The following is a 22,940-nucleotide window of genomic DNA, read 5'->3' as shown; positions in this document are numbered from 1 at the left end:
CGGGCTGGGCTGGGCCGGGCTGAGCCAGCCATCCTCTCAGGCCCCAGGTTCGGCAGGCTTTTCCTGCTCAATCCAGCCTTGGGCCTCATCGCAGGAAAGACCTTGCTCTCTGGCCTCGTCAGCAGTGAGATAAGGGAGAACGTGCCCGACCAGTAACTGACCGGCGCGGTAGCGTTCCAGGTTAGCGCGTGCCTGCTCTGCCAGGAGCAGTAGCCCCTGCTCGCTCGGACCCAGACGACGCTCCAGCTCCGCGAAAAGGTCGCGGGCGCGAGCCTGACGGGCGGGACGCAAAGGCTGGCGTCCCAGGTAGCGCAAAAGGGCCAGCATATCTTCGTCGGGGACCAGGCCGAGGTGTTCGCCCCAGAGGAGCAGGCGCAGGCCCCGAGCCAGCTCGCTATCCAGCGTGGCCACATTCAGCTCTGTATCATCGCGCATGCCCCGGTTATTCAGGTTAGCTGACCCCACCGTTGACCAGAGGTCATCAACCAGGGCTACTTTGGCATGGACATAGATAGGGCGATAGCGTACCTGCCCGTCGACCAGATCGGACGTGGCGAGTGTCAAAACGAGCAGACGGTCCTCCTTGACGGCCTCGGGAGCCTCCTCGCGCAGGCGCTGTAGACCAGCATCGCTGAAAGCCCGACCCACATTGGGATGGTCCGGTAGGACCATGACGAGCCGGGCGCCGCGCCGCAGAGCCTCCCCAAGCAGGCGAATATTCTGCTCCATATCGGGGCTGTCCGACCCAATAAAGGGAATGTTCAGTCCCAGAAAGGAACGGAGCCAGAAATACTGATTCTCCAGGTAGATCAGCTGCTGCGCGTTGCGGAACGCTGCAGCGTAGAGCTGGGCGATCCCCTGGATGCCTCCCTCGGGGGTGAAGCTGTAGGTGTGCTGAGGAATGGTGCGCGCAATCTGAACCACCGTACGACTCTGCAGCGGCGGCGGGAGCGGATGCTCCGGCACCAGTACCGTTGCCTCAAGCCCTTTGCGCTTCACTACATCGTTCCAGCGCTGGCGGAAATTCAGCTCGACGTCGGCGGCTGCTGGCCCTTCGATCAGAGCATGGGCATCATGCCAGGGATGGGGAGAAGCCGGTTTGGCCAGCAGGCGACGCAGGGGAGTGAAGAGGGGGTGAGGATGCATATCCCAGCGGTCAAACTCGCCATCGTTCTCGATCAGGGGATCAATGCCGCCCACAAAGGCGTAGCGCCCGTCGATAACGCTGGTCTTCTGATGCAACGCCTCCGCTGGATGATGGAGCAGGCCGCGTGAACTATCATCGAGCAGGCAGAGCACGCCGACCGCGCTCAGCTCCTCATAGGCTTGCTGAGGGTGGTAGTGCGAAAAAATTTCCGGGCAGTCCCAGAGCAAGACACGCACTTCGACGCCGTGCTGGACAGCGTAGCCGAGGACCGTCTGTAGCGTCAGCTCGTGATTGCACCAAAAAGCGATGGCCTCATCGCTCAGGCCCGCCAGGCGCAGCTCGGCGACCAGCTCCTGCTGTTCGGAACTATCATCAGGTCCGGCGCGCTGATCTCTACCACGCACGAGCGGCATCGAGGGGGTCAGGCCCCAGTGAGCAAGATAGATATAGTCTCTGGCCTGGAAGCAGGCCAGGCAGAAGGCGAGGAGCGTGGCATGGCCATCAACCAGATAGGTCACGCGCGAATCGCGGCGCACGGGCGTGTCGCCTTCGGCCCACCATTGCTGCTCGTCGGCGCTTGCTGCGCTCATTGCGTCTCTACCTCCGTCGCTCAAATTGTGCGCCGGACAACAAAGCTCTTCCTGCCGGCAGGCCCCCTGATTGTAGCATTCTCCCCATGAGAGGCGCAAGTCTGGGCTGAGCCTGGGAAACAAAGAGGAGGAGTGGCTCGATCGAAGGCATGCGTTCGACCAGGTCACTCCTCCTTGCTGAAGAGGATTGCCTCCTTACTGGCGGGCGGGTCCGATCCAGACTGTTTGGATATTGACAAACTCGCGGATACCGAAGACCGATAGCTCGCGACCGTAGCCGCTGTGCTTGACGCCGCCGAAGGGGAGGCGTGGGTCGCTGGCAGTCATCCCATTAATAAAGACACCACCGGTCTCGAAATGGCGAGCCATCTGGCGTGCGCGCTCGACATTGCGCGTCCAGATATTGCCACCCAGGCCGAAAGGCGAAGCATTGGCCAGCTCCAGAGCGTGCTCCGCATCGCGGGCATAGATCACCGCTGCAGCCGGGCCGAAGGTCTCCTCGCGGAACAGCGGCATCGCCGGGGTCACCCCGCTGACAATCGTCGGCTCGTAGAAGAAGCCACGGCCCGAGCCGGGCTTGCCGCCCAGGAGCAGGCGCCCGCCCATCTGCAGCGTCTCCTCGACCTGGCGCCGCAGGGTCTCGCGCAAATCGCCGCGGGCCAGCGGGCCGATCTGGGTCTCCCGCTGCAGCGGATCGCCCATGCGCAGGCGCGAAGCGGCCTCAACAAAGCGGCGCTCAAAATCGGCGGCCACCGACTCCACTACGATGAAGCGCTTGGCAGCAATGCAGCTCTGGCCGGTATTCTGGAAACGTGAACGCGCAGCCCATTCGGCGGCGGCATCGAGATCGGCATCCTCCAGAACAATAAAGGCATCCGAGCCGCCCAGCTCCAGAACATGCTTCTTGAGCGCACGCCCGCTGGCGGCAGCCACCTCCATACCCACTTCGGCGCTGCCCGTGAGGGTGACAGCAGCGATGCGCGGATCGCTAATCAGCTTCTCGGTCTCAGAGCCACGCACCAATACCGTGCGGAAAACTCCCTCGGGGAAGCCGCACTCGCGGAAAACACGCTCGATCTCCAGGGCGCAGCGCGACACGTTGGAGGCATGCTTAAGCACTGTTGTATTGCCCGCCATCAGCGCTGGGGCGGCGAAACGGAACACCTGCCAGAAGGGGAAATTCCAGGGCATCAAGGCCAGAACCACGCCCAGGGGACGGAAAGCCACGTAGCTCTCGCTGGCGCTACTCTCGACCGGCTGGTCGGCCAGGAACTGCTCAGCATGCTCAGCGTAATAATCACACCCCCAGGCACATTTGACAATCTCTGCCTCGGCCTCCGCAATGGGCTTGCCCATCTCCAGCGTAATCAGCCGCCCCAGCCCTTCCTTATGCTCGCGCAGGTAGGCAGCAAGACGCCGGAAGAGGCCAGCCCGCTCCGCAAAGCTCGTGTCCCGCCAGCGCAGGAAGGTGCTGCGTGCCTGATCAAGTGCAGCGTTGATCTGCTCGTCCGTGAAGAGTTCAAAGGTCTCCAGCACCTCTTCGGTGGCCGGGTTAATCGACTGGATGGTCGGCCTGATCGATTGGATGGTCATCGGCACAACTCCCCGGGAACGAAAATAAGGGTCTCCTCTCGACTGTATTATATCATCCCACTGGCCGCCTTTCCGTTCGCTTGCCTCCTTGCCAGGGGGCAAGATATTGCTATTGAAACTCTCATCTTTCTGGAACATTTGACAGATTGTAATTATGATGGTAAAATTCATCTATATTAATGGCAAATAAATTCATTGATAAGGAGCTTTTTACTGAGTCAGGCGGAAAGCGTCGCTGACGCCCTGCTGGCGAAGGTGAAGCTGAAAGCAAGGAGGATTGCAGTAATGGTGACCCAGTCTGGGATCAAGAAGCCGGATTACGGAGTTGATGCTCCTGGTGTGGTGCGCATGCTCGTGCTCATTGGGCTTTTCCTCTGTGTGCTGGCGCTAGGGCTGCTGATTGCCTTTGGTCTCAATGCTCTTGTAATTGTTCTTGCTGCCTGGGTGATTTTGTGGGCCTTCGTCTGTCTGGGGGAGGCGCTGGCCATGCTATGGACCTCGCGCGTTGGGAAGCTGCGCGAGATTCGGCGCATGCTCGATTGTCTCGTGCTCTCCGGCGATGAAGAGGTGCTTGATGTCGGCTGCGGGCGAGGGATGCTGCTGATCGAGGCGGCCCGTCGCCTGAGCAGCGGGCACGCCACGGGTATTGATATCTGGAGCGAGCGCGATCAGAGTGGCAACAGTCCGCAAGTCACCCAGGAGAATGCGCGTCTGGCCGGGGTGGCGGAGCGCGTCGCTGTGCTCACTGCTGACGCCCGGCAGCTGCCTTTTCCGTCAGAGCATTTCGATGTCGTCGTCTCCTGTCTGGCCCTGCACAATATCGATGGGCGGGAGGGGCGCTATCAGGCTCTGCGTGAGATGCTACGAGTGCTCAAGCCTGGAGGGAGGATTGCCATTCTCGACTTTACCCACGTGAAGCAATATGCCCAGGATCTGCAGGCCCTGGGGGCGGGCCAGCTCACCCTCGGGCGTCCCTCCTGGCGTGTCTTTCCCCCGCTGCGTCTGTTGCTGGCCCGCAAGCTGCCAGTTCCTGAAAAGAGCCAGGCTGCTGCGACGGCCATCTGAAGCGAAGCGCAGACTCTTGCCTGGGGATGGACGAAGAAGGCCACGAGCAGAGAGGAGGGGCCGCTGTCATGAGTGTTCTCTTGCACGGTCTGAGTCTGGCAGCCCCGGAACTGTCTGATCGTCGAGGGCTGCTCTGGCTCTTCACGGTCTGCGATCATGATGATCTCTACGACGCCGACTATGGAGGCGAGCCGCTGCTCAGCGCGGAAGAGAGCTGGCTGGTCAAGAGCCACTCAGGGGAGCCGGTTGCCTATGTCGATCTCCGCTTTCAGCCGATGAACCAGGAGAGCGCAGGCGCAGCCGTCCTGGCCTGTCTGCTGCGCCTCCTCGTCCACCCTGACTATCGTCGTCGGGGTCTGGGCACACTCTTGCTCCGGCTGGCTGAAGAGCGGGCCAACCGGCTGGCCGTTGCTCTTTTCTCCCAGCGAGAGAGCGGCACACCTGTCTCCCTACTGCTCTGGATACCACTACTGCTCAAACGAGACAGACGTGGAGCGCTGCTCTTCTTAGAGCGTGAGGGCTATGCTCCTCTAGCTTTTGGCTATCGAGCCTGGCCGCGGGCAGAGGCAGGAACAGGCGGCCCTGACGTGCTGTCCCTGCTGTCTCTGCCGCTGCGGTCCTGCCGGCCTCTGCTGATCTACGCCAAAGAGATTGCCCTGGCACGGCAGGCCCTGTTCTCCGCTGCTGTGGCTGCTGCACGTACCCTATAAGGTGTCTCCTGCCGCGGTCCCTCTAGCCGGCAGGACCGAGGCAAACGTCACAGGCAGCGCCTGCAAGCCGCGAAAGACCAGGGAGGGAAGGCGCTCAACCTGCTCGGTTGCCAGGCGCAACCCCGGCAAGCGTCGAAGCAGGGTCGTAAAGGCTACCTCCGCCTCCAGGCGGGCCAGGGGAGCCCCGAGACAAAAGTGGGGACCGTGACCGAAGGCCAGATGACGATTGTCTGTGCGGCGCAGGTCGAGTCGGTCAGGCTCGGGAAACTGCTCGGGGTCGCGATTGGCCGCTCCCAGCACAGTCAGCACCTCCTCGCCGGCTTTAAAGCGTCGCCCGATCCATTCCACGTCCGTCTTGAGGCGACGCGAAGTCAGTTGCACCGGACTGTCGTAGCGTAAGAGTTCCATCACCGCCGTTGGCGCCAGACTGGGATTGTTCCGCAGCAGCTCAAGCTGCTCTGGGTGCTGCAAGAGGGCATAGAGGCCGTTGCCAAGCAGGTGGGTTGTGGTACCATGACCGGCGGCCAGCAACAAGACGCAGTTCCCGAGCAGCTCTTCCTCAGTCAGGCGATCGCCCTGCTCCTCTGCCATGATCAGGGCTTGCAAGAGATCATCGCGCGGGGCCAGGCGTCGCTGCGCGATCTGGCGCCTGAAGTAGGCCAGGAATTCAGCGATGCCACCCAACGTGTTCAGCAGCTCCTCGAAACCCAGATTGCTGCCATCTAGCAGCCGGCCAAAGTCGCGTGTCCAGACAATGAACTGACTGCGATCCTCGGGCGGCACCCCCAGCATCTCGGCGATCACAATCGCTGGCAAAGGATAGGCGAAATCGGCAACGAATTCCATCTGTCCCTGCTCCTGCACCGCATCGAGCAACTCGTTGACAAGGCGCTGCACGCGCGGACGCAGGCTTTCAACCATGCGCGGCGTGAAAGCCCGCGCCACCAGGCTGCGCAGACGCGAATGATCAGGCGGATCAAGAAAGAGCATTTGACGCGAGACCGCTCGCAGGACAGGCTCTAGCTGAGGGCGCAGCTCCTCTGGCATCCAGGCCGTCTCCAGGGAGCCCCAGGCCGAGGAGAAGCGCGGATCGCGCAGCACAGCTACGACATCGCTATAGCGTGTCAGCACCCAGGCCTGCATCTCTTCATCCCAATAGATGGGATCGTGCTCGCGCAGGCGGTGATAGAGAGGATAGGGATCGGCCAGATATTCCGGCCTCTGGGCGTCGCTCAGCGTCAGGCGCTGGCGAGTGCTCTGGGGATCTTGCATGACCGTTGCTGCTCCTTGCTGAACAAGCTGCAACACTCTGTAAGGTGAAAATGAATCAGGCGACCGTCGGTTGACCGGTCTGTTCACCCTTGCTGTTCTTACACCCTACCACAGCACCCGGGCCGGGGACAATGCTCCCTCGGCCCCGCTTTCCCCCGCGAGAGTGGCCTCCGGCGGAGAGGGTCGCCGATGGAGAAATCTTTATGAGTCAAGCCTGGCATTAACCAGATCTTGACAAATTTGCGCTCTCTAGCAGCAATATTCGTCAGATATAATGCTGCGCAGTAATTTGAGGGGGATCATGCGGGTCTTGCTTATTGGGGTGGATGGTCTGACGTTACGCATTGTGAAACCGCTGATGGCGCAAGGATTGCTCCCCCATCTGCGGCAGATCTACGAGGGGGGAGCGCATGCCTTGTTACAGGCCCCGCTTCCACCGGCGGCGATCACACGCTGGCGAGCTATCATGACCGGCCTTCCGCCGCGGAAGCAAGGCCTGATTCCGGAGTATGACGAGTACGATCGCTGCCTGCTGGAGACGGCGGCTGCGCTGCGCTCGACTCCGGAGACCGTGGACGACCTGGCACAAGAGGATGAGACGCTCTGGAGTTACCTGAGCGCCTGGGGGCGGCGCGTCCTGGTCGTCAATGTCCCCGCAACCTATCCGCCTCGTCCCATCAATGGCATCATGCTCAGCGGTCCACCTGCACCGCCATTCTATGCTGGCCTTGCCTATCCACCCGACTTCGCTGCCAGACTGCTGGAAGTCGTTCCGCATTATCAGCTCGCGCCCACCTGGCGAGGGCTGGCGACCTGGTTCAAAGAACCTCTGATAGAGATCCGGCGCCTCCTGGCAGATCGCTCTGCTCTCCTGGACATCCTGCTACGCGAAGCGTGGGATTGCTGTCTCTTCGTACTCCATGAGATTGATCTGCTGCAACATCTCTACTGGGACCGCGTGCTCGATCTCTGCCGGGAGGTGGTCGCTTGCTATCGCCTTCTCGATGAACTACTTGGGCGAGCGCTGAGCGCCCTACAGCCGTCTGACCTGCTGATCCTTCTCTCGCCCTACAGCTTTCAGAGCATCAAGCGCACTTTTCATCTGAAAGAATATCTGAGACGCTATACTCCCCATTTTCCTTTGTCGGGGAGAGTCACTGCTCGGGGAGTCGGCTGGTCTGCTTGGAGAGGGGAAGCGCAGCTACTGCCTCCTCTTCCCGCGCGGCGGCGCTGGCGAGTCTGTCGGCTGGCTGCCTCTCCTGGGAAGTCAGCTGAGCCACCGCTGGCGGGTGGTTCCCTTCTCTGGCTTCCGGCCTCATCGCCGCTGGGAGGCTATGCAGCTATCGCGCTTGCCGACCACCTCACCGAAAGGCACATCGAAGAGTTCATCGCCGATCTCCAGGCCCAGGTCGATCCAGCAACGGCCTATCCAGCCATTGGGGACCTATACCGTGACGAAACCTGTCTGCCCAGCCAGGAGCGACGCCTTATGCTCCTGGCCCACGATGGGATACTGCTTTCGCAGGCCCTGGGGCAGCGGCAGCTCTGGAGCGCGGGCGAGCCGTGCTATGGGATGCATCAGCCAGATGGGCTGCTCTGCCTCTATGGAGCGGGACTCCAGCGGTCTGTACTCCGGCCTGTCTCTGCCTACGACATTCTCCCGACCGTGCTGGCCGCGCTTGACGTACCTGTCCCTGCGCGGCTCGCGGGCCGCCCGCTCATTGGGGCTGGGGCGCCCCTTGCAAGGCCGTCTCCGATATAGTATCATAGCTAATGAGCTAATTTATGGAAGATGTCGACCTACGATTACCATCAGGATTGCAAGAGCGACCTCAAACTGCCTGATTGGCCGCAGCGGCAGGCGAACGACGCCAGACAGCACGCCGCTGCCTCTATTTCTCTCTGGGGTGGGCAGGCTGTGGTGGGGGGAGTTCATCTACGGAAGCGTGCACCGACTCGCGTACGCCTGGCTAGTGCAAGGTGTTTTTTACGCCTTTCGCATGGTGGATGAGGCAGACCCGGCTGCGAAAGGAGCGGCGGCTTGTCTGAACGCGCGAGCGGGCAGGGCCGACAATCCTGCTGCCTGGGGTGCGAGTCGCGGAGTCATAACGAAGGTATTGCTAGTTAGCTCAGCTGTCCCTCTGGGCAGACGTGATCTTGTCCCTCTGGGCCAATCAGCTAGCGAGTAGAAAGGTTGGCGGCCTCTGTGCTAGAGCTAAGCAAGATTCGTGTAGGCAAGCCTTCTTTGAAGCAGCTTTTGGTTGGCGGCCTGGGGAGCGTCATCGGAGTGGCAGGATTCGTTGTCACAGTAGCTGTCTATGTAGTTGAAACCCTGATCCGTCCCAAGAAAATCGTCAGTTTTGCGGACCTCTACAAAATCTCTCCCTTTGAGCTTGAGCTGCCAGCCGAAGCGGTGACCTTTCCGGCCTCCAACAGCGACCACATGGTCAATGGCTGGTACATTCCCTATCCCGGGGCCACCACAACCATCCTGGTCTGCCCTGGCTACCGCTCAGGGATGGCCGACGTGCTTGGCATGTGTGCCCACCTCTGGAAAGCCAGCCATAACGTCCTCGTCTTTGAGTATTACGGGCATGGGCAGGAGGTAGGCAAACCGGTCACCCTCGGCTACCGCGAGATCAATGATTTCATGGGCGCAGTGGCCTATGCCAGAGAGCGCGCGCCTCACGCTCGCCTGGGGGTCATTGCCTATTCGATGGGGGCTGCTGTGGCCATCATGTGCAGCGCCCGCTGTCAGGATGTAGAAGCAATTGTCGCTGACAGCTCATTTGCCACTCACTGGAGTGTCATCGACTACAATGTTCACCGCGTGCTCCACTTACCTGCCGCTCCCTTCACCTGGGTCGCCGATTACCTGCTCTGGTGGCGCGCAGGCTATCGCTTTGACCAGGTGGCGCCGTTACGCGATATCGCCAAGATCGCGCCGCGTCCCATTCTCATCATCCACGGTGGCAAAGATTCGCTGGTCGACCCGCGCGATGCCCCCCTTCTTTACGAAGCAGCTGGAGAACCGAAAGAGCTATGGATCGTGCCCGAAGCTGACCACTGCGGTGCCTACTTTGCGGACCGGCGCGCCTACGTCAACAAAGTGCTCTCTTTCTTCGAAGAGCATTTAAAGAAGCCCCGCCCTCATCTGCAGCTGATCGAGGGCGAAGGAGCGGGGCCGATACCGGCGCGCCCCGCTGAGCGGGTGGAAGAAATCACGGGCCTCTCCGAGGCCAGCTAATCAGTCAGCGGGTTCAGTTGAATGCGACGAGCGCTCCCGTTGCTCGTCGGGGGTGGGAGCGTAGCCCAAGGTCAGAAGCTCCCCATCCCGAGCGGCTCGTGTCGCGCGAAAAACGCGCCGGGCCGCTTTTTCGGCGTTGGAAGGATCATTGATCTTAGGGCTGAAGTGAGTCAATAGCAGCGTGTGAGCGCCGGCCTCCTTAGCCAGGCGCGCGGCCTCCTCTGCCAGCATATGCCCGTGAGCGCGGGCCAGAGGGAGATCTGCCGGATCATCATACATACTCTCGCAGATCAGCAGATCAACATCGTGGGCGAGAGCGCTCAGCTTAGGTGTTGGGCGTGTATCAGTGATAAAAGCCAGCGAGATACCGCGTCGCGGAGGGCCGAGCACCTGATCCGGGGTAATCAGCCGTCCCTCGTACTCAACGCTCTCGCCGCGCTGCAAGCGTGACCAATACTGGACGGGCAGGCCCAGAGCCTGAGCGCGCTCCACCTGGAACTGTGGGCGGCGTGGCAGCTCCAGGCGGTAAGCCAGACAAGGGATACCATGCTGAGCGGGGGAGCAGGAGCCCTGCAATCCTCCTGGCAGGGCCAGCCTCTCACCGCCCTGCAGCTCCTGCACCTGCAGCGGAAAAGGTAGCTCGCCTGCAATACGCAGCAGGCCCTCGACTACGTAGCCTGTTCCTGGTGGCCCGTAGAGCAGCAGCGGTTCCGTGCGTCCAGCGTGGGCCACCATAAAGAGCACGCCTGGCAGCCCTGCCACGTGGTCGGCATGCATATGCGTCAGGCAGATGGCTCCAAGCTGACGAAAACCCCAGCCCAGGCGCTTCCAGGGGATCTGTGTCCCTTCACCGCAGTCCAGCAGCGTTAGCGAGGCGCCACAGCGCACCAACACACATGAAAGCCAGCGTCCCGGCAAGGGCATCATGCCGCCAGTTCCCAGCATGCAGATGTCGATCATTGTCCGCCCGCATTCAGAGATTTTTCTGGTAGGCCCAGGCTAGTCCCAGGACGAAGATAGAGATCATCAGGTCGCTGCTGAGAGTGAGCGTTATCACGATGAAAGGGAAGCCGGAGATGATCATCACCGTAGCCAGCAAGAGCCAGAAGACCAGCAGGGCAGCTGCCAGATAGGCGAGGGCAGGAATTCGCCGCATAGGTTGCATCCTTTCGCGCCATTTCCCTCGTATGGTAGCACGCCCGGAGGGCCTTTGCAACCGGCATAGTTGTTGCAGTCTTGTGCCTGTGCCCCATCCGGAAGGAACGAGAAACAGAGGCAAATAAGCGACCCTCTTCGCCTGTCTTGCGGCTCTCCTCTATCCTCTGGGCGAATAGCTGTGGTATCATCAATCTGCAGAAGCCTGGTCCCGGGTAAGATACGCCGAGGCCTGGCGAGTAAGCAAAGCCGCAAAGAGCGGGCGCAGCCGTGAGAATGATCGATCGCTTCCACCCTCAACGACGTCGAGAGCTTCAGGCTGCTCTCGACGCAGGGCTAGTTCTCCTGCGAGGAGAAGTTTCGCTACTAGAGCCACCCTTGCTCTATCCGCTGACGCTGCTCAGTTTTTTGCTCCTGTTCATTGGGTTGGCGGGCTTTGGCGCGCTGGCTCTGATGGCGCTCAGCTGGCGATCCCTTCACGGCTGGTCCGCAGGGAGAGCCGATCTCCTGCACCTGCTCATGTGGCTCGCGGTCAGCGGCGGCGTTTATCTGGTCCTGCTGCCCCTGCACGAGCTCCTGCATGGGCTGGTCTTCCGGTTCTGGGGAGGACGGCCCTATTATGGGATGCGCCTCCCTGTGGCCCTCTATTGCGGAGCGCGTGGTCAGCTCTTCTGGCGCAACCAGTATCTCACCGTCGGCCTGACTCCCTGTCTGGTCCTCTCCCTTCTCCTGGCCCTGCTCATGTGGTGCTGGCCAGCAATCGCCCCGTACCTGGTCCTGGCTGGGGCTGGTCATCTCTCCGGCTGTGCTGGTGACTTGCTGGCGATCTGGCTCCTCTTGCGCTATCCGTCCCACCTTTGCATTGAAGATACAGAGGCGGGCTTTCGGGTGTGGGAAATTTTCCCCCTCCTACTTGATTCCGATCCCCCTACCCGAGCCAACTGAAGCCTCCTCTGTTGCGGGGGCCGGGAGCAGCGAGCGTGAGCGGGCAGAGCGCTGGCTGTTTCACCCCTGGCGGCTTTGCTCCCAGGCAATGCAGGCATCATCATATGAGCGAGTAGAACCATGCCAGAATTACCAGAAGTTGAATATACGGCGCGTCAGGTACGCGCTGCTCTTGTTGGAGCCAGTATTGCGGAAGCGCTGGTCTTTTGGGAGCGGAGCATCGCCCGGCCTGACAGCGACGCCTTCTGTCAAGAAATCGCCGGGCGACGCATAGAAGGAGTCCGCCGCCGCGGCAAGCTGCTCCTGCTAGACCTTAGCGGTGACTATCTGCTGACCATCCACCGGCGCATGACCGGCAACCTGCTTGTCCTGCCCCCTGGCTGGCATCTTGACTGCCGGCTCCGGAAGCAGGACCGGGCGTCGTGGGAACGGGTGGGGCCAGCCTTTCTCAACGAGAGTTATCAGTGCCGTTGTCAGGAGAAGCGGCAAGGGGAGCAGGAAGAAACCCTCTGTCTGCTGCATGACCAGCCATTCTACTGTCGTGTCTGCTTCACATTAGCCGATGGGAGGCGCTTACTCTATAACGACCTGCGCAAATTTGGCAAGCTGGCCCTCTGGTCCCGCGGCCAGGAGGCTGAGGCTCTGGCTGGCCTGGGTCTCGAACCGCTCGGCCCGGACTTCACCAGCGAGCGGCTGGCCCTGCTGCTACAAGGAAAGAAGCGACCGATCAAGCAAGTACTTCTTGAGCAAACTCTGATCGCCGGTTTAGGGAACATCTATGCCGACGAAGCCCTGTTTGTAGCGTCCATCCATCCTTTGCGCCGGGCCGACACGCTCAGCTGCGAAGAAGTGGCCGTCCTGCGCCAGGCGATCGTCGCGGTGCTCCAGCTCGGCATCGAGCATGGAGGAACCTCCTTCAACGACTATCGCGGCCTTTGGGGAGAAGCCGGCAGCAACTATGCCCATATGCAGGTCTACCAGCGCACTGGTCAGCCCTGTCGACGCTGCGGTACAGCGATCCAGCGCATCAGCGTTGCTCAGCGGAGTACCCATTTCTGCCCGCACTGCCAACCAGTCAGTCAGTCCGCCCGCCCGTCCTGCGGCCAGCCTTAGTGGCAAGGGCCTTACTGAGGCGTAAAGAAGGCCGGGCTGCAATGCAGGCTAGCAGGCCCACCGGGGATATTCGTAAAGGTCACATCGACAGTCGCTGGCACATTGCGCGGCTGCCGGCCAGCCAAAGACAGCGTAAAGCGGACATAGCCGCCCTGATCGCTTGTAGGCTGTTGTGCCAAAGGCGTATCGCCGCTGCTAAAATGGACCACCGCCGTTGCTGTAGCACCTGGCACGCCCTGCATATTTTTAGTCAAGCGAGCATAGATAGTAATCACCGCTGCTGGTGATGGAGCATTGTTCGAGGCCCAAGCGCCACAGCGATAGGGCGGCTCTGTAGGCAGGGGCGAAGTGCTTGCCTGGAAGGCGGGATTAATGGTCACCGTCGCTGCCGGAGAAAGCTGGTTAGCGGTTGGGCCGCAGGCACTCAGCAGGAGCAGCCAGAGCGTGGCCAATCCCGAGAGCAAGACGCCCAAGCGCTGATAGCGAGATCTCCTCATACAGGTTGTCACCCTGAACCTCTCTCACAAGGCATCATAGTTGTCCCTCCGGTTCGGGCGGAAGCCAGCAGAGCGAGGCAACGCGAATCCGACGGACCCTGGGTCCTGACTCGCGCGCTCTGCCATCCTGCGATGTTCACTGTGTGCTGACAGGCAGGATACATCTGAAACGGGCATCTGACAAGCCCATTGCTGAGAGGCTGGCCCGAGACTCTCCCCTGGGGGGATAGGCTTCCCATGAACGGCAGGCCAGGAGTCGCGGAGGGCCTCCGAGAAGCGGACAAAAAGTATTTCGAGCAGAAGAGCAAAATACTCTTCGGCCCGGAGGAGTAGTTGCCGGCGCGACTCCATAGCACCTGTTAGAAATAGACCACATTTGGAGGTGCGAGTACATTATATCATAGACAGGTAGTATAGGAGAGCTTACGCCCAGCCGGCTTGGCCGGCAGGCGCTGAAGCAAGGGAACGCCTGGCAGGAGGTGGAGGGGGAGCAGGGACCCTCCTGGTTGGGGAGAGTGAGCTGCCCCTGGGTCTGCCTGTCTGTCTGGCGACCTGAGCCACGACTCAGCAGGAGACTGGCAGGGGAAGTGGCACTTGAGCGGAAACGCTTTTCCTAGACGTGCTTGTCCCACGGCCCTTATGGCCCTGGAGGTTCTGGTGCTGGCATAATTGCCTTGTTCTTTCTATCGAGATGTGTTACACTACTGGACGTTGGAGAATTCCTGGATAGGAAGACAATTATTTTGCTCAATCAGGAGTGTATATTTCCATGAGTCATCAGTCTGACGAACAGTGGGAGCTGTTCGTAGAGCTGGAGCAGCTGAGCAAGAGGCCGGAGGTGCACAGCAGTGAGGGATCGCAACCAGCGTCGTTGTCTGTGCAGTCCGAACCGGTCACAGTTCGTCCTGATCCTGGTCGTGAGCGCAGGAAAGGGGCGCCGGAAGTCATCTTTGGGGAGACCAAAGAGACGGCGCAGGTGATTGCCATGGCCGAGGCGTTGCTGGCTGGTTCAGGGCGAGCGATTGTCAGCCGCATGCGCTCAGAGACGAAGGAAGCACTCCTTGACGTCTTTCGTAGTTACACCATTCGTCTGCGCGAAGCCGCCAGAGCGATGGTCATCTCCAGGCCCGATTTTGTGCGTCCCGACACGGGGGGGCACGTTGGCATCATCACGGCAGGTACCTCCGATGTCCCGGTAGCGGAGGAGGCGGCCCTTCTTGCCGAGGAAATGGGCTGCCGCGTGACCTGTATCTATGACGTGGGGGTGGCAGGGTTGCACCGTCTGGTTGGCCCGCTGCGCGACCTGCTCTCGAACGGCGTAGATGCGATCGTGGTGGCCGCTGGCATGGATGGGGCGCTCCCTTCAGTTGTGGCAGGACTGGTTCCTGTCCCTGTCATTGGCTTGCCCACTTCGGTTGGCTACGGCCTGGGCGGCAAGGGCATGGCCGCCCTGCTGTCAATGCTGCAGACGTGTGCCCCGGGCCTCGCCGTCGTCAATATCGATAACGGCGTCGGCGCGGGCATCACCGCGGCCCTGATCGCCAACCGCGTGGCTCAGGCTCGCAAGCATCCCTTGCGCTAGCTAGAAGGCTGCGAGATTTCTGTCTCTCTCGCTGGGAGCAGAGACTGTCTCGCCGCGTTGTTGGGTAAACGTGGATTTGAGTGAAAGAGAGGCGGGACCTTCTATGGCGAACAATAAACGCGGACCGGAACCCGGATCGCAGAAGGCCAAGCATGGCGGTCAGGCTGTGCGCGAGAAGTATGGTACGGAGTTCTACGCTAGAATCGGTAAGAAGGGAGGCGAAGCGGTCAAGCAGAAACGCGGCCCGCAATTCTATTCTGAGATCGGTAAGAAGGGCGGAGAGTCGACGAAGCGTCAGCAAGGCTCGGCTTTCTACTCGCGCATTGGTAAGAAGGGCGGTGAGCGGGGGCGTGCTGCTAGCTCTGCCGCTGCTCCAGCTCAGACATCGGATGAGAGCGGCGCGACCCCTTAGCATCGCTCGCCGCGTCTGCCGGGCGCCTCAGAGAGGAAGTGGCTTGCTCGTGCGCTCCCGCTGCTTCCCTCGCGCTTGTGTAGGCGGGCCTGAGATGAGGTATGTCGATGTTCTAGCTATTCGGCAAGCACATCTGCCGACGGGAAGAGCTGGCCTGTGAGGAGGCTAGCCAGCGGGGAGACTGGCCACCGCGGTGGTCAGCTCCCCTTGGCTTGCCTTGTCTTGTCTCGATGGTGGTCCTGGGGTCATTGGCGAAGGACGTCGCTCCCTTCCCGGCCCGGAGACCCCTCTCTGCCTCCTAGCGACGACGCAGGAAGGGAGGAGCGCTAACCTCCTGCTCCTGCTCCAGCCGCTCCTGGTAGCGGCGTGCCAGGCTACGCAAGCCCCGCAGATCTTCCAGGCTACGCTGCGGACGTGGCAAGGCAGGTGGACGCGAAGGGGCCGCTGAGGCAGCCGGGACGCCGTGGGACAGAGAAGGGCGCGGTGTCAAAGGCGGCATAGGGACCATCTGGTGAGATGCCCGAGCCGGTTCGGGCATGCCTGTGCCGTTGCTGGCCTGGGCTGGTGCCTGGAGCTGAGCCGGGCGCGATGTTCCCGCCATCAACGCTGGCGGCTGGGCTGCCAGTGGCTCCCCCATGCCAGCGGCAATCAGCGTTACTCGCAGGCTATCCTGCAACGTTGGATCGATGACCGCTCCAAAGGTAATATCTGCCGCCTCGTCGACCACGCTGCGAATGCACTCTGCCACCTCATTGACCTCAAAAAGCGTCAGATCCTCGCCACCGCTAATATTGAACAGCACACGGTGCGCTCCCTTGATGGTCACATTCAGGAAGCCACCAGCGATGGCCTGCTGGGCGGCAGCCTGAGCACGATTGCGGCCCTTCCCCTCGCCGATACTCATCAAAGCGCTGCCGGCGCCGCGCAAGACATTCCGCACATCGGCGAAATCGACGTTGACCAGCCCCGGCACATTAATGACCTCTGCGATCCCTTGCACTCCCTGGCGCAGCACGTCATCGGCGACCTTGAAGGCCTCTGCCAGGCTGCGATCTCGTGTGCTCGACATCAGCAAGCGATCGTTGGGGATAGTGATCAGCGCATCGACCTCTTTGCTCAGCTCGGCCAGGCCCTCCTGAGCCACGCGGCGGCGGCGAGAGCCTTCAAAGCTGAACGGAAGTGTCACAATGCCGATGGTCAGGGCGCCCAGCTTGCGAGCGATTGAAGCCACCACTGGGGCAGCTCCCGTACCGGTGCCTCCTCCCAAACCGGCGGCGATAAAGACCAGGTCAGCATCCTTGAGCGCGGCACGAATCTCCGCAGCGCTCTCCGTGGCGGCCCGCATACCGACAGCCGCGTTACCGCCTGCTCCCAAACCCTTAGTATAATGGTGGCCCAGGCTAATCCGCAGTGGGGCCTGTGACAGCTCCAGCACCTGCGCATCCGTATTCATTGCGATGAAACGCACGCCCCGGACATTCATATCAATCATGCGATTCACCGCATTGGTGCCTCCGCCGCCTACACCGGCCACCACAATATCAACATGGCGCGGCTCATCGCAGCGCTCCTCGGCGTCGACGGGCGCCTCAGTAGCGATCATCTCCTCTTCCGTATCCCGCTGCTCCCAGCCGGCCAGGGTGTGCTCCTCCCGCATATCCTCTCCCACCTCTACCTCATGTCGGAGTACGGCCCAGCGGTTCGCCTGCTCATCGTAGTAGAAATCTGAACCCTCGTTCACCGCCTGCCCCTGGCGGTCCCAGGGCCTCTCTCTCTCGTATCGATCGCCATGAAATATCGACTGCATGCGGACCCCCGTTTCTCTTCTCTCTGTGAGCGAGCAGCCCTTGTCTGGGTGCTGCGATGAGCAGGTAGTATGTTGCCGAAAGGCGTTCTAAGCGCATTGTAGCAAGTGTGTCAAGGGATGGCAAGACGTTCCTTCTTCCTCAAAATGCGAACCCTCCCTATCAGATATTACGGAGAGCATGGCCGGTACGTAAAACGGAGAGTGAAAAGGCCGCTTCTGTCTGCCTGTGAGTTGGGGACTCTGGGGGGGCTGATGAGATGAGCCAGGCGTCAAATCGAGCAGGAGGATAGAGATGAAGTGTAGAGTAGAGGAGCGGGAGGAAAAGCCCGAAGCAGAGTGGCCGGACTAGAAGAGCATGAGACTGGCTTTCCACTTGTCTGTGTGCTTGCCTCCTTGCTTGCCTTGCCAGACAAAGGGAAGATGCCCCGCCCGCTCTCGCTCTGCCCAGATCTCGCTCTGCCTCGGGCTCTCGGCTCGCTCCTGCAGAAGGGCTACTGATGAACGAGTTGGCCCTCGTGCGGGCGACGGGGAGCCGCCGCCCGACGCTGCTGCGGAAGGCGCGGGTCAATGTATGGCCTGGCTGTCAGCACTATTCAGGATTGGGCGCGCACCAATTGCTGCTGTGATGGCTGCTGCTGGGGCGGCTGAAACGGCTGGAACGGCTGTTGAGCGCGGGCCAGCTGCTGCTCTTCGCTTGTAGCCAGGGCGTGGGTGATCACGCGGATCACGCGCCGGATGTCCATCGGCTTGCGCAGGGGATGGATACCGCGCTGCTGCAGCTCCTCGTAGGGCAGGTCGGCGCTCATCATAATGGCTGGGGTACCGCGCGTCTCCTCCATCTCCTGCAAGCGATCAAAGACCTCCAGGCCGTTGATGTCCGGGAGCTTATAGTCGAGGAGCAGAAGGCAGGGACGGAGGCGCTTGGCCTTCTCCAGGGCGCAGGAGCCATTATCGGCAAGAGCCGCCTGGTAGGGGGTTTCACTGTTAATAACCTCCTCCAGAAACTTGCCGAAGTCGGCATCGTCCTCGACAATCAAGATAATAGCGCTGCGTGGGCGTTGGGCTGCCGGCGGAAAGACAAGCCCTGACATTGTGTACTCCTTCCCTTTGTCTCTGTCAGCTCAATGGAGAGAGAAAGGATCACCGATAACTACATTGTAGTCTAACGGTTATTCCTGTGGATAGGTGACATGATCGCGACATTGAACCGCGACACCCCTTCTCTCTGTAAAGCATACCATCATCATGCGGACCTGCACTCTGAGTCTGCGCGCTCTGCTTATGAAAGATGTCCTATCTCTCTTTCCATTCTACCTCGTGTCCTCTCAGCTGGGTGGGACTGAGTGATGGCCCGTGGCAGCTCAGGAGTTCAAGCCGCTCAGGGTGGGGAGGGGACAAACAAGTAAGCTGGCGTCCGCTTACCCCCGTTCCAGTGTACCTGCTTTTGACTAGCATAGAGCAGAAAACTGTTTCTGGGAAGGGGGCAGGGAACAACTGGCCCTTCCCAGGCCCCGGTCATTGGTCTGCGGTCCCTCTTTGCAGAGAGAAGGAGGGAGGGACTTGAAGATTGGTGGGGGACTATGCTATCATGGAAGCGCTGCACCTGTAGCTCAATTGGATAGAGCGCTTGACTTCGGATCAAGTGGTTGCGGGTTCGAGTCCTGCCAGGTGCGCTCGCCCGCCAGGGCCGACGGTGAAGCTCTCTGTGAGCAGGAAGAAGCAAGAGGGGGACGCACCAATGCGTCCCCCCTCTTTTTGGGGCTTTGCATGGGGCTGCACAGGGCAGTACCAGCAAAGGGGTCAGGAGAAAGAGACCTGCAGCCCACCGGCCTCGAGGGAGGCGCTATTGAGGGAACGATCGATATAAAGCACCACATTGGTCATCACAAGCCGGGGGACGGTGCCCCCAGTAGCCAGGGTCAGCAGATCGGCCTTGTTGGCGAAACTGCTCAGGCCGGTAACAATATCCTGCAAGATAGAAGTCTTAATAGAGACACTGGTCGCGACCGCTGTGCCCGAGGCTGTGATCGTAATGGTCACATTGCCGAGATCGCGCGAGATCTGCAATCCTGACATCGTAGTTGAACTGAAGGTCAGCACAGGGTGCAGCGGATCGGGCAGGAGACTCAGATGGGCATTGGTCCCAATGATCTCACTTGCCCGCAAGACGATCGAATTAGGCGCCGTGAGAATCGTCGGCTTCGGCGTCGCCGTTGGTGTAGCTGAGGGTGTTGGCGTGACCGTCACCGTTGCCGTGGCCCCGGGCGTTGCAGTGACTGAAGGAACCGCGCTCGGCGTCGGAGCTGCCGTGGCTGTTTCACCGGGCGTGGGTGTCACCCGCGGCGTCGGGGACGGCGTTGGCGTGGGGGTCGGCGGGTCAACAGTCGGCGTGGGGGTTGGCGTGCGATGATGGCATGGGATCAGTGGCGGCAGACAGAACTCCGGTCCGGCCTGCGGCGCCGTTGCTGAACTGGCGGCGAAGGCCACCTGGCCCCCCGCAACAAAAGCTGGAATCAAGAGCACCAGAAAAGAACAGAGTGCACCGACTTTCCCCCAAAATGCCAGCATTGCTGGAGAACGCTTCTTCTTCTTCATAGCTTGGCCTGACCTTTATTCATTACGCAACTTATTCGTCCGCTGAGCTTGCGAGGATAGGAAGGAAAATACCGTCACCGTCAGATGGCAATCGTACCATTGGAAGACCAGACGGGGAGAGAGCGCGAGTGCAACCAGTTCCGTGAGTGCCAGCTGCACCCGCGCTGAAGCGATGGAGGAGGGGTCGTGCAGGAGGCGGCGACCCTGCTCTCCTCCGGTTTTAGCTATGGGTAATGCTCAGCGTCAGACCGGGCAGCGTGATGCTATTGACAGCCTGGTATGGGGAGCTAATGGTCAGATTGGTCAGCGTCGCGCTGGTAGCCGTCTGATCGAAGGGATTGGGACCGGTATTGAGCACGAGGTTCTGGAACTGGCCTTCATCGGCCTGCAGGCCCATGGCGTCGTTCGTCAGCCCCGTCACCGACACCGGCGTGTTCTGGCCGGCTTCCAGCTTGACGGTCACGGTACCCAGCGGCCCCAGGCTGATACTCTTACTGATCACCAGATCGGTGATGGTACCATCAAGCTGGTTGACGGCCACCGGCGTGCTGTTGTCAGCAGGCGAGATGCCCGGGTAAAGATGGAAGTTCTTGGCCTGCAGCACTTTAGCCTGCACCGTGACCGGCAGCGGCGCCGCTGCCGCCAGGGCGATGGCACCATTCTCTACTGCTCCGAGCATCCCGAAGAGCAGCAGGGCCGCGACCAACATCACCGACCAGAAAACGGTCCGATTGGTACGCCCTACCGGGGGCAGCTCCTCGTCTTCATCGACAACTGCTCTGGTCTCAATGGTTTCCACTCGGCTGACATCAATGTTTTCGGCATCGAACGGGGGCAGGTGGATGGGCAAGCTCGTTTCTTCACGCTCTGGCTCCCGGGTCATTCCGGTGTCGTGCTCGTTTTCCATGAGACGCTCTCCTTTTCAAGTACTACATGATCAGATATATATTTATGTATATGTAATCCCGACAAGCGGGATCACAGACGAACGGAAAAAGACGCTCACAGGATAATAATCTGAGAAGATAGCCTGGTTTGCTGCCCTGCTGTTATCCTTGCTGGCGTAAAGCTCCTGGCGACGGCTTCATGAGCGCATGGTTGCGCGGGCGCGGAGAGACGAGCGCTGCGCGCTGCTCCGTTTGCTGGCAGCCACGGGGCGCCAGGCTACGCCCAAAGCCCCACCGATGATGCCAAGCAGCATACCGATGCCAAAGCCGCCGAAAGAGGAGGCGACCAGAGAGACGAGGGCGAGCACCACGCCGATGGAGCCTGTGATGAGTGAATAAGCGGGGACCAGCAGCTGGATCACGCCCATAATGACCAGCAAGGAGCCGACGAGTAAGCCAGCCCAGAGAGTGCTGCCGGGGAGCATGGCCAGTCGGATTAACATAGCCGGACCCCAGAGGACCAGCAGGCCGGAGAGGATCAGCAAAATGGAGCCTGCGAAGGGACGTGAGCGGCGCCAGCGGCGGAAGCGACCCCAGCGCTGCCACTGTTGGACCAGCCGAGCCTCTTTGTCGGCTGTGCGCAGGCGTCGATACGTGCGCCAGGCGCTGAAGCGTTGGCGCAGTCCCTCCAGCGCGTGGGTGCGGCTGGAGCGACTGGAGAGGTCGACAACGATCACTTGTTGACTCTGGCTAGTGCTGCTTTGCGCGGTGCCTTCCGCCTGTGGTTCTTGAGACATCGCCATTGTAGACACTCCTTTTCCACGCCTCAACGGTGAAGCGACCTGCCGGTAAACAGCCCCGGCGAACCAGGAAAGCAAACGGTGCTCAACGAGTTGAGCGAGCAAGGACAGGTAAAATAGGGTAGAGCTGGCCGCTCCTGGCGCCCGGGCCGGAGGGAGCGGCTCATGCTTTCCCCGGCTTGCTGCTGCCTAAACGGCGAGCAGGCGCGGCAGCTCCAGTGCCAGCCGCCAGTCGCCGCTGATGCGCAGGCGACGTGAGAGGACCGCCTGGCGCTGGTTGAGACGACGGCTAGAGAGCCTGGCCCAATCGTTGGCTGAGCAGCGCAGCGTCAGCCGCGGATTCTCCAACCGGCCTACGCCAGCGACCGGTGGTTCGCCCGGCTCCAGCTTCAGATAGCGAGGTTGCATATCATCGAAGAGCCACTGGATAGAGGCCCGCAATGGCTTCGAGCGCTGCAGCGACCAGGCGGCCACCAGGCGCATGGAAGTAAAGATAGTCTCCATTGTCTCCTCAGTCACATGGGGAGCATCCCCGGTGCCCAGCACGCCGCCCTCGATGAACTTGATAATGCGCTCGGCCTGGACCTCAAAGGGATCATCGAGACCCAGCTTGGCCAGCTCGCTCACCTCGTGGGGGTCGATGCCCGCGCGGCGCAGCTTTGTATGCAGCGATCGCAGGCCGAAAGCGAACATCTCCTGTGGGGTAAAGCCAAGGCAGGTAATATACGACCAATCGTGATTAGGAGGAGCCAGCACACCCGCCGTCCAGGCCAGGATGCGGTTGAGCATCTCGATCGTGGCCTCCTTGCAACGGCGGTCTTTGGTCACCAACTCACGCAGCAACTGGATGCCAAAGGCGATATGTCGCGACTCATCGCGGGAGACGAAAAAGATGCCGCGTCCCAGGGCTGGAAGGAGGCCGGTGCGGGTGGTATATTCGCGCAGGAAGTGCTGACCGGTGTGCGCCAGCATCCCTTCGATGACGATATGGTAGAGCACCACACCCTGGGCCAGCAGCGGCAGACTGTGCGGATTGCGACGCAGCCGCTCTGCCGCGCGATCCAGCTCCGTGAAGACCTGCACGAAGCCCCAGCTCAAATGCGGACGGACTGCACTGAGCGTCGTGCTGATATCCTGGCCGAGCTGACAGACTTCGCGGATAAAGCGATCGAAAAAGACGTGATGACGAGCCTCGTCGGCGATCTGTGTTGCGAGGAAGATCTTATCCTCTGGCCGGGGCGCCGGCTCCACAAAAGGGGCCAGCGTCAGCGTCACCGACTCCTCACCGTCGAGGAACATCGAGCAATTCCAGAGGATGGCCGCCCGCTCTCGCTCACTGTGCTTTTCTCTCCAATCCAGTGCATCCTGGCTAAAGTCCAGCGCCTTTGCTGACCAGTTCCCTTCCTCCCACAGGCGATACAGTCGATCTTTCTCAACCGGTGGCGTCTGCTCAGAATCGACATCGATGAAGCCTTCCTGTTGGGCCGGTTCGGTGGTCATGGGTTGTTTCCCCCTGTTTCTGG

General features: G+C 60.9%; 20 protein-coding genes and 1 tRNA gene. 9 read left to right on the top strand and 12 right to left on the bottom strand.

All coding sequences use genetic code 11. The features are described from left to right. Positions 1–36: 36 nt before the first annotated feature. Together BGC09_RS05555 and BGC09_RS05550 are read right to left on the bottom strand one after the other, a co-directional pair. Positions 37–1,737, bottom strand: a complete 1,701-nt coding sequence (locus BGC09_RS05555) for a phospholipase D-like domain-containing protein (protein ID WP_069802900.1) — start codon at positions 1,735–1,737, stop codon at positions 37–39. Between the two features lie 195 nt (positions 1,738–1,932). Next, positions 1,933–3,330, bottom strand: a complete 1,398-nt coding sequence (locus BGC09_RS05550; protein WP_069802899.1) for an NAD-dependent succinate-semialdehyde dehydrogenase — start codon at positions 3,328–3,330, stop codon at positions 1,933–1,935. A 285-nt stretch (positions 3,331–3,615) separates the two neighbouring features. On the opposite strand from BGC09_RS05550, the gene BGC09_RS05545 reads away from it, so the two are divergent. Both BGC09_RS05545 and BGC09_RS05540 read left to right on the top strand, forming a co-directional pair. Next, entirely contained in the window at positions 3,616–4,395 is a 780-nt protein-coding gene (locus tag BGC09_RS05545) for a class I SAM-dependent methyltransferase (RefSeq protein ID WP_069802898.1), read from the top strand. Positions 4,396–4,463: 68 nt separating this feature from the next. Beyond that, positions 4,464–5,105 (top strand): GNAT family N-acetyltransferase, encoded by a 642-nt coding sequence (locus BGC09_RS05540; RefSeq protein WP_069802897.1) that lies wholly within the window; start codon positions 4,464–4,466, stop codon positions 5,103–5,105. On the opposite strand, the gene BGC09_RS05535 is transcribed toward BGC09_RS05540, so the two are convergent. Beyond that, positions 5,100–6,377 (bottom strand): cytochrome P450, encoded by a 1,278-nt coding sequence (locus BGC09_RS05535; RefSeq protein ID WP_069802896.1) that lies wholly within the window; start codon positions 6,375–6,377, stop codon positions 5,100–5,102. The genes BGC09_RS05540 and BGC09_RS05535 overlap by 6 nt on opposite strands. Positions 6,378–6,678: 301 nt before the next feature. Between BGC09_RS05535 and BGC09_RS05530 the strand changes: the two genes are divergently transcribed. Both BGC09_RS05530 and BGC09_RS05525 read left to right on the top strand, forming a co-directional pair. Next, complete coding sequence (locus tag BGC09_RS05530; protein ID WP_176728851.1) at positions 6,679–8,139, top strand: alkaline phosphatase family protein; 1,461 nt, start codon at positions 6,679–6,681, stop codon at positions 8,137–8,139. Between the two features lie 444 nt (positions 8,140–8,583). Beyond that, entirely contained in the window at positions 8,584–9,624 is a 1,041-nt protein-coding gene (locus BGC09_RS05525; RefSeq protein WP_141727655.1) for an alpha/beta hydrolase, read from the top strand. On the opposite strand, the gene BGC09_RS05520 is transcribed toward BGC09_RS05525, so the two are convergent. Together BGC09_RS05520 and BGC09_RS05515 are read right to left on the bottom strand one after the other, a co-directional pair. After that, the gene (locus tag BGC09_RS05520) at positions 9,625–10,584 is read right to left on the bottom strand and encodes a ribonuclease Z (protein ID WP_069802893.1); all 960 of its coding nucleotides are present in this window, start codon (positions 10,582–10,584) and stop codon (positions 9,625–9,627) included. 13 nt (positions 10,585–10,597) lie between these two features. Next, positions 10,598–10,780 (bottom strand): hypothetical protein, encoded by a 183-nt coding sequence (locus tag BGC09_RS05515; protein WP_069802892.1) that lies wholly within the window; start codon positions 10,778–10,780, stop codon positions 10,598–10,600. A gap of 275 nt (positions 10,781–11,055) precedes the next feature. Between BGC09_RS05515 and BGC09_RS05510 the strand changes: the two genes are divergently transcribed. Continuing rightward, the gene (locus tag BGC09_RS05510; RefSeq protein WP_069802891.1) at positions 11,056–11,724 is read left to right on the top strand and encodes a DUF3267 domain-containing protein; all 669 of its coding nucleotides are present in this window, start codon (positions 11,056–11,058) and stop codon (positions 11,722–11,724) included. A gap of 120 nt (positions 11,725–11,844) precedes the next feature. Next, entirely contained in the window at positions 11,845–12,837 is a 993-nt protein-coding gene (gene mutM, locus BGC09_RS05505; RefSeq protein ID WP_069802890.1) for a bifunctional DNA-formamidopyrimidine glycosylase/DNA-(apurinic or apyrimidinic site) lyase, read from the top strand. An 11-nt stretch (positions 12,838–12,848) separates the two neighbouring features. Here mutM and BGC09_RS05500 read toward each other — a convergent pair whose 3' ends face one another. Continuing rightward, on the bottom strand, positions 12,849–13,334 hold the full coding sequence (locus tag BGC09_RS05500) for a hypothetical protein (protein WP_141727653.1): 486 nt from the start codon (positions 13,332–13,334) through the stop codon (positions 12,849–12,851). A 769-nt stretch (positions 13,335–14,103) separates the two neighbouring features. On the opposite strand from BGC09_RS05500, the gene larB reads away from it, so the two are divergent. Together larB and BGC09_RS05490 are read left to right on the top strand one after the other, a co-directional pair. Beyond that, positions 14,104–14,916 (top strand): nickel pincer cofactor biosynthesis protein LarB, encoded by an 813-nt coding sequence (gene larB, locus BGC09_RS05495; RefSeq protein ID WP_084657978.1) that lies wholly within the window; start codon positions 14,104–14,106, stop codon positions 14,914–14,916. 103 nt (positions 14,917–15,019) lie between these two features. Further along, positions 15,020–15,328, top strand: coding sequence for a KGG domain-containing protein (locus BGC09_RS05490; RefSeq protein ID WP_069802888.1), 309 nt, complete (start codon positions 15,020–15,022; stop codon positions 15,326–15,328). Positions 15,329–15,626: 298 nt separating this feature from the next. Here BGC09_RS05490 and ftsZ read toward each other — a convergent pair whose 3' ends face one another. Further along, on the bottom strand, positions 15,627–17,135 hold the full coding sequence (gene ftsZ, locus BGC09_RS05485; protein WP_218103969.1) for a cell division protein FtsZ: 1,509 nt from the start codon (positions 17,133–17,135) through the stop codon (positions 15,627–15,629). 593 nt (positions 17,136–17,728) lie between these two features. Next, entirely contained in the window at positions 17,729–18,226 is a 498-nt protein-coding gene (locus BGC09_RS05480) for a response regulator (protein WP_069802887.1), read from the bottom strand. A gap of 508 nt (positions 18,227–18,734) precedes the next feature. Here BGC09_RS05480 and BGC09_RS05475 point away from each other — a divergent pair. After that, positions 18,735–18,808, top strand: a tRNA-Arg gene (locus BGC09_RS05475). A 127-nt stretch (positions 18,809–18,935) separates the two neighbouring features. On the opposite strand, the gene BGC09_RS22775 is transcribed toward BGC09_RS05475, so the two are convergent. The 4 genes from BGC09_RS22775 to BGC09_RS05455 form a co-directional block, all read right to left on the bottom strand. Continuing rightward, positions 18,936–19,730, bottom strand: coding sequence for a hypothetical protein (locus BGC09_RS22775; RefSeq protein ID WP_176728850.1), 795 nt, complete (start codon positions 19,728–19,730; stop codon positions 18,936–18,938). Between the two features lie 220 nt (positions 19,731–19,950). Then, a complete protein-coding gene (locus BGC09_RS05465; RefSeq protein WP_069802885.1) occupies positions 19,951–20,637 on the bottom strand; it encodes a DUF6230 family protein in 687 nt (228 codons plus the stop codon). A gap of 177 nt (positions 20,638–20,814) precedes the next feature. Next, a complete protein-coding gene (locus tag BGC09_RS05460) occupies positions 20,815–21,420 on the bottom strand; it encodes a DUF6114 domain-containing protein (protein WP_141727651.1) in 606 nt (201 codons plus the stop codon). Positions 21,421–21,606: 186 nt separating this feature from the next. Further along, positions 21,607–22,917: a ribonucleotide-diphosphate reductase subunit beta gene (locus BGC09_RS05455; RefSeq protein WP_069802883.1), complete on the bottom strand. Its 1,311-nt coding sequence runs from the start codon at positions 22,915–22,917 to the stop codon at positions 21,607–21,609. Positions 22,918–22,940: the final 23 nt, after the last annotated feature.

The sequence above is a fragment of the Thermogemmatispora onikobensis genome, from assembly GCF_001748285.1.
GTDB classification, from domain to species: Bacteria; Chloroflexota; Ktedonobacteria; order Ktedonobacterales; family Ktedonobacteraceae; genus Thermogemmatispora; species Thermogemmatispora onikobensis.
The sequence above is the reverse complement of the archived record's forward strand: the minus strand, read 5'-3'. Positions and strand labels throughout refer to the sequence as shown.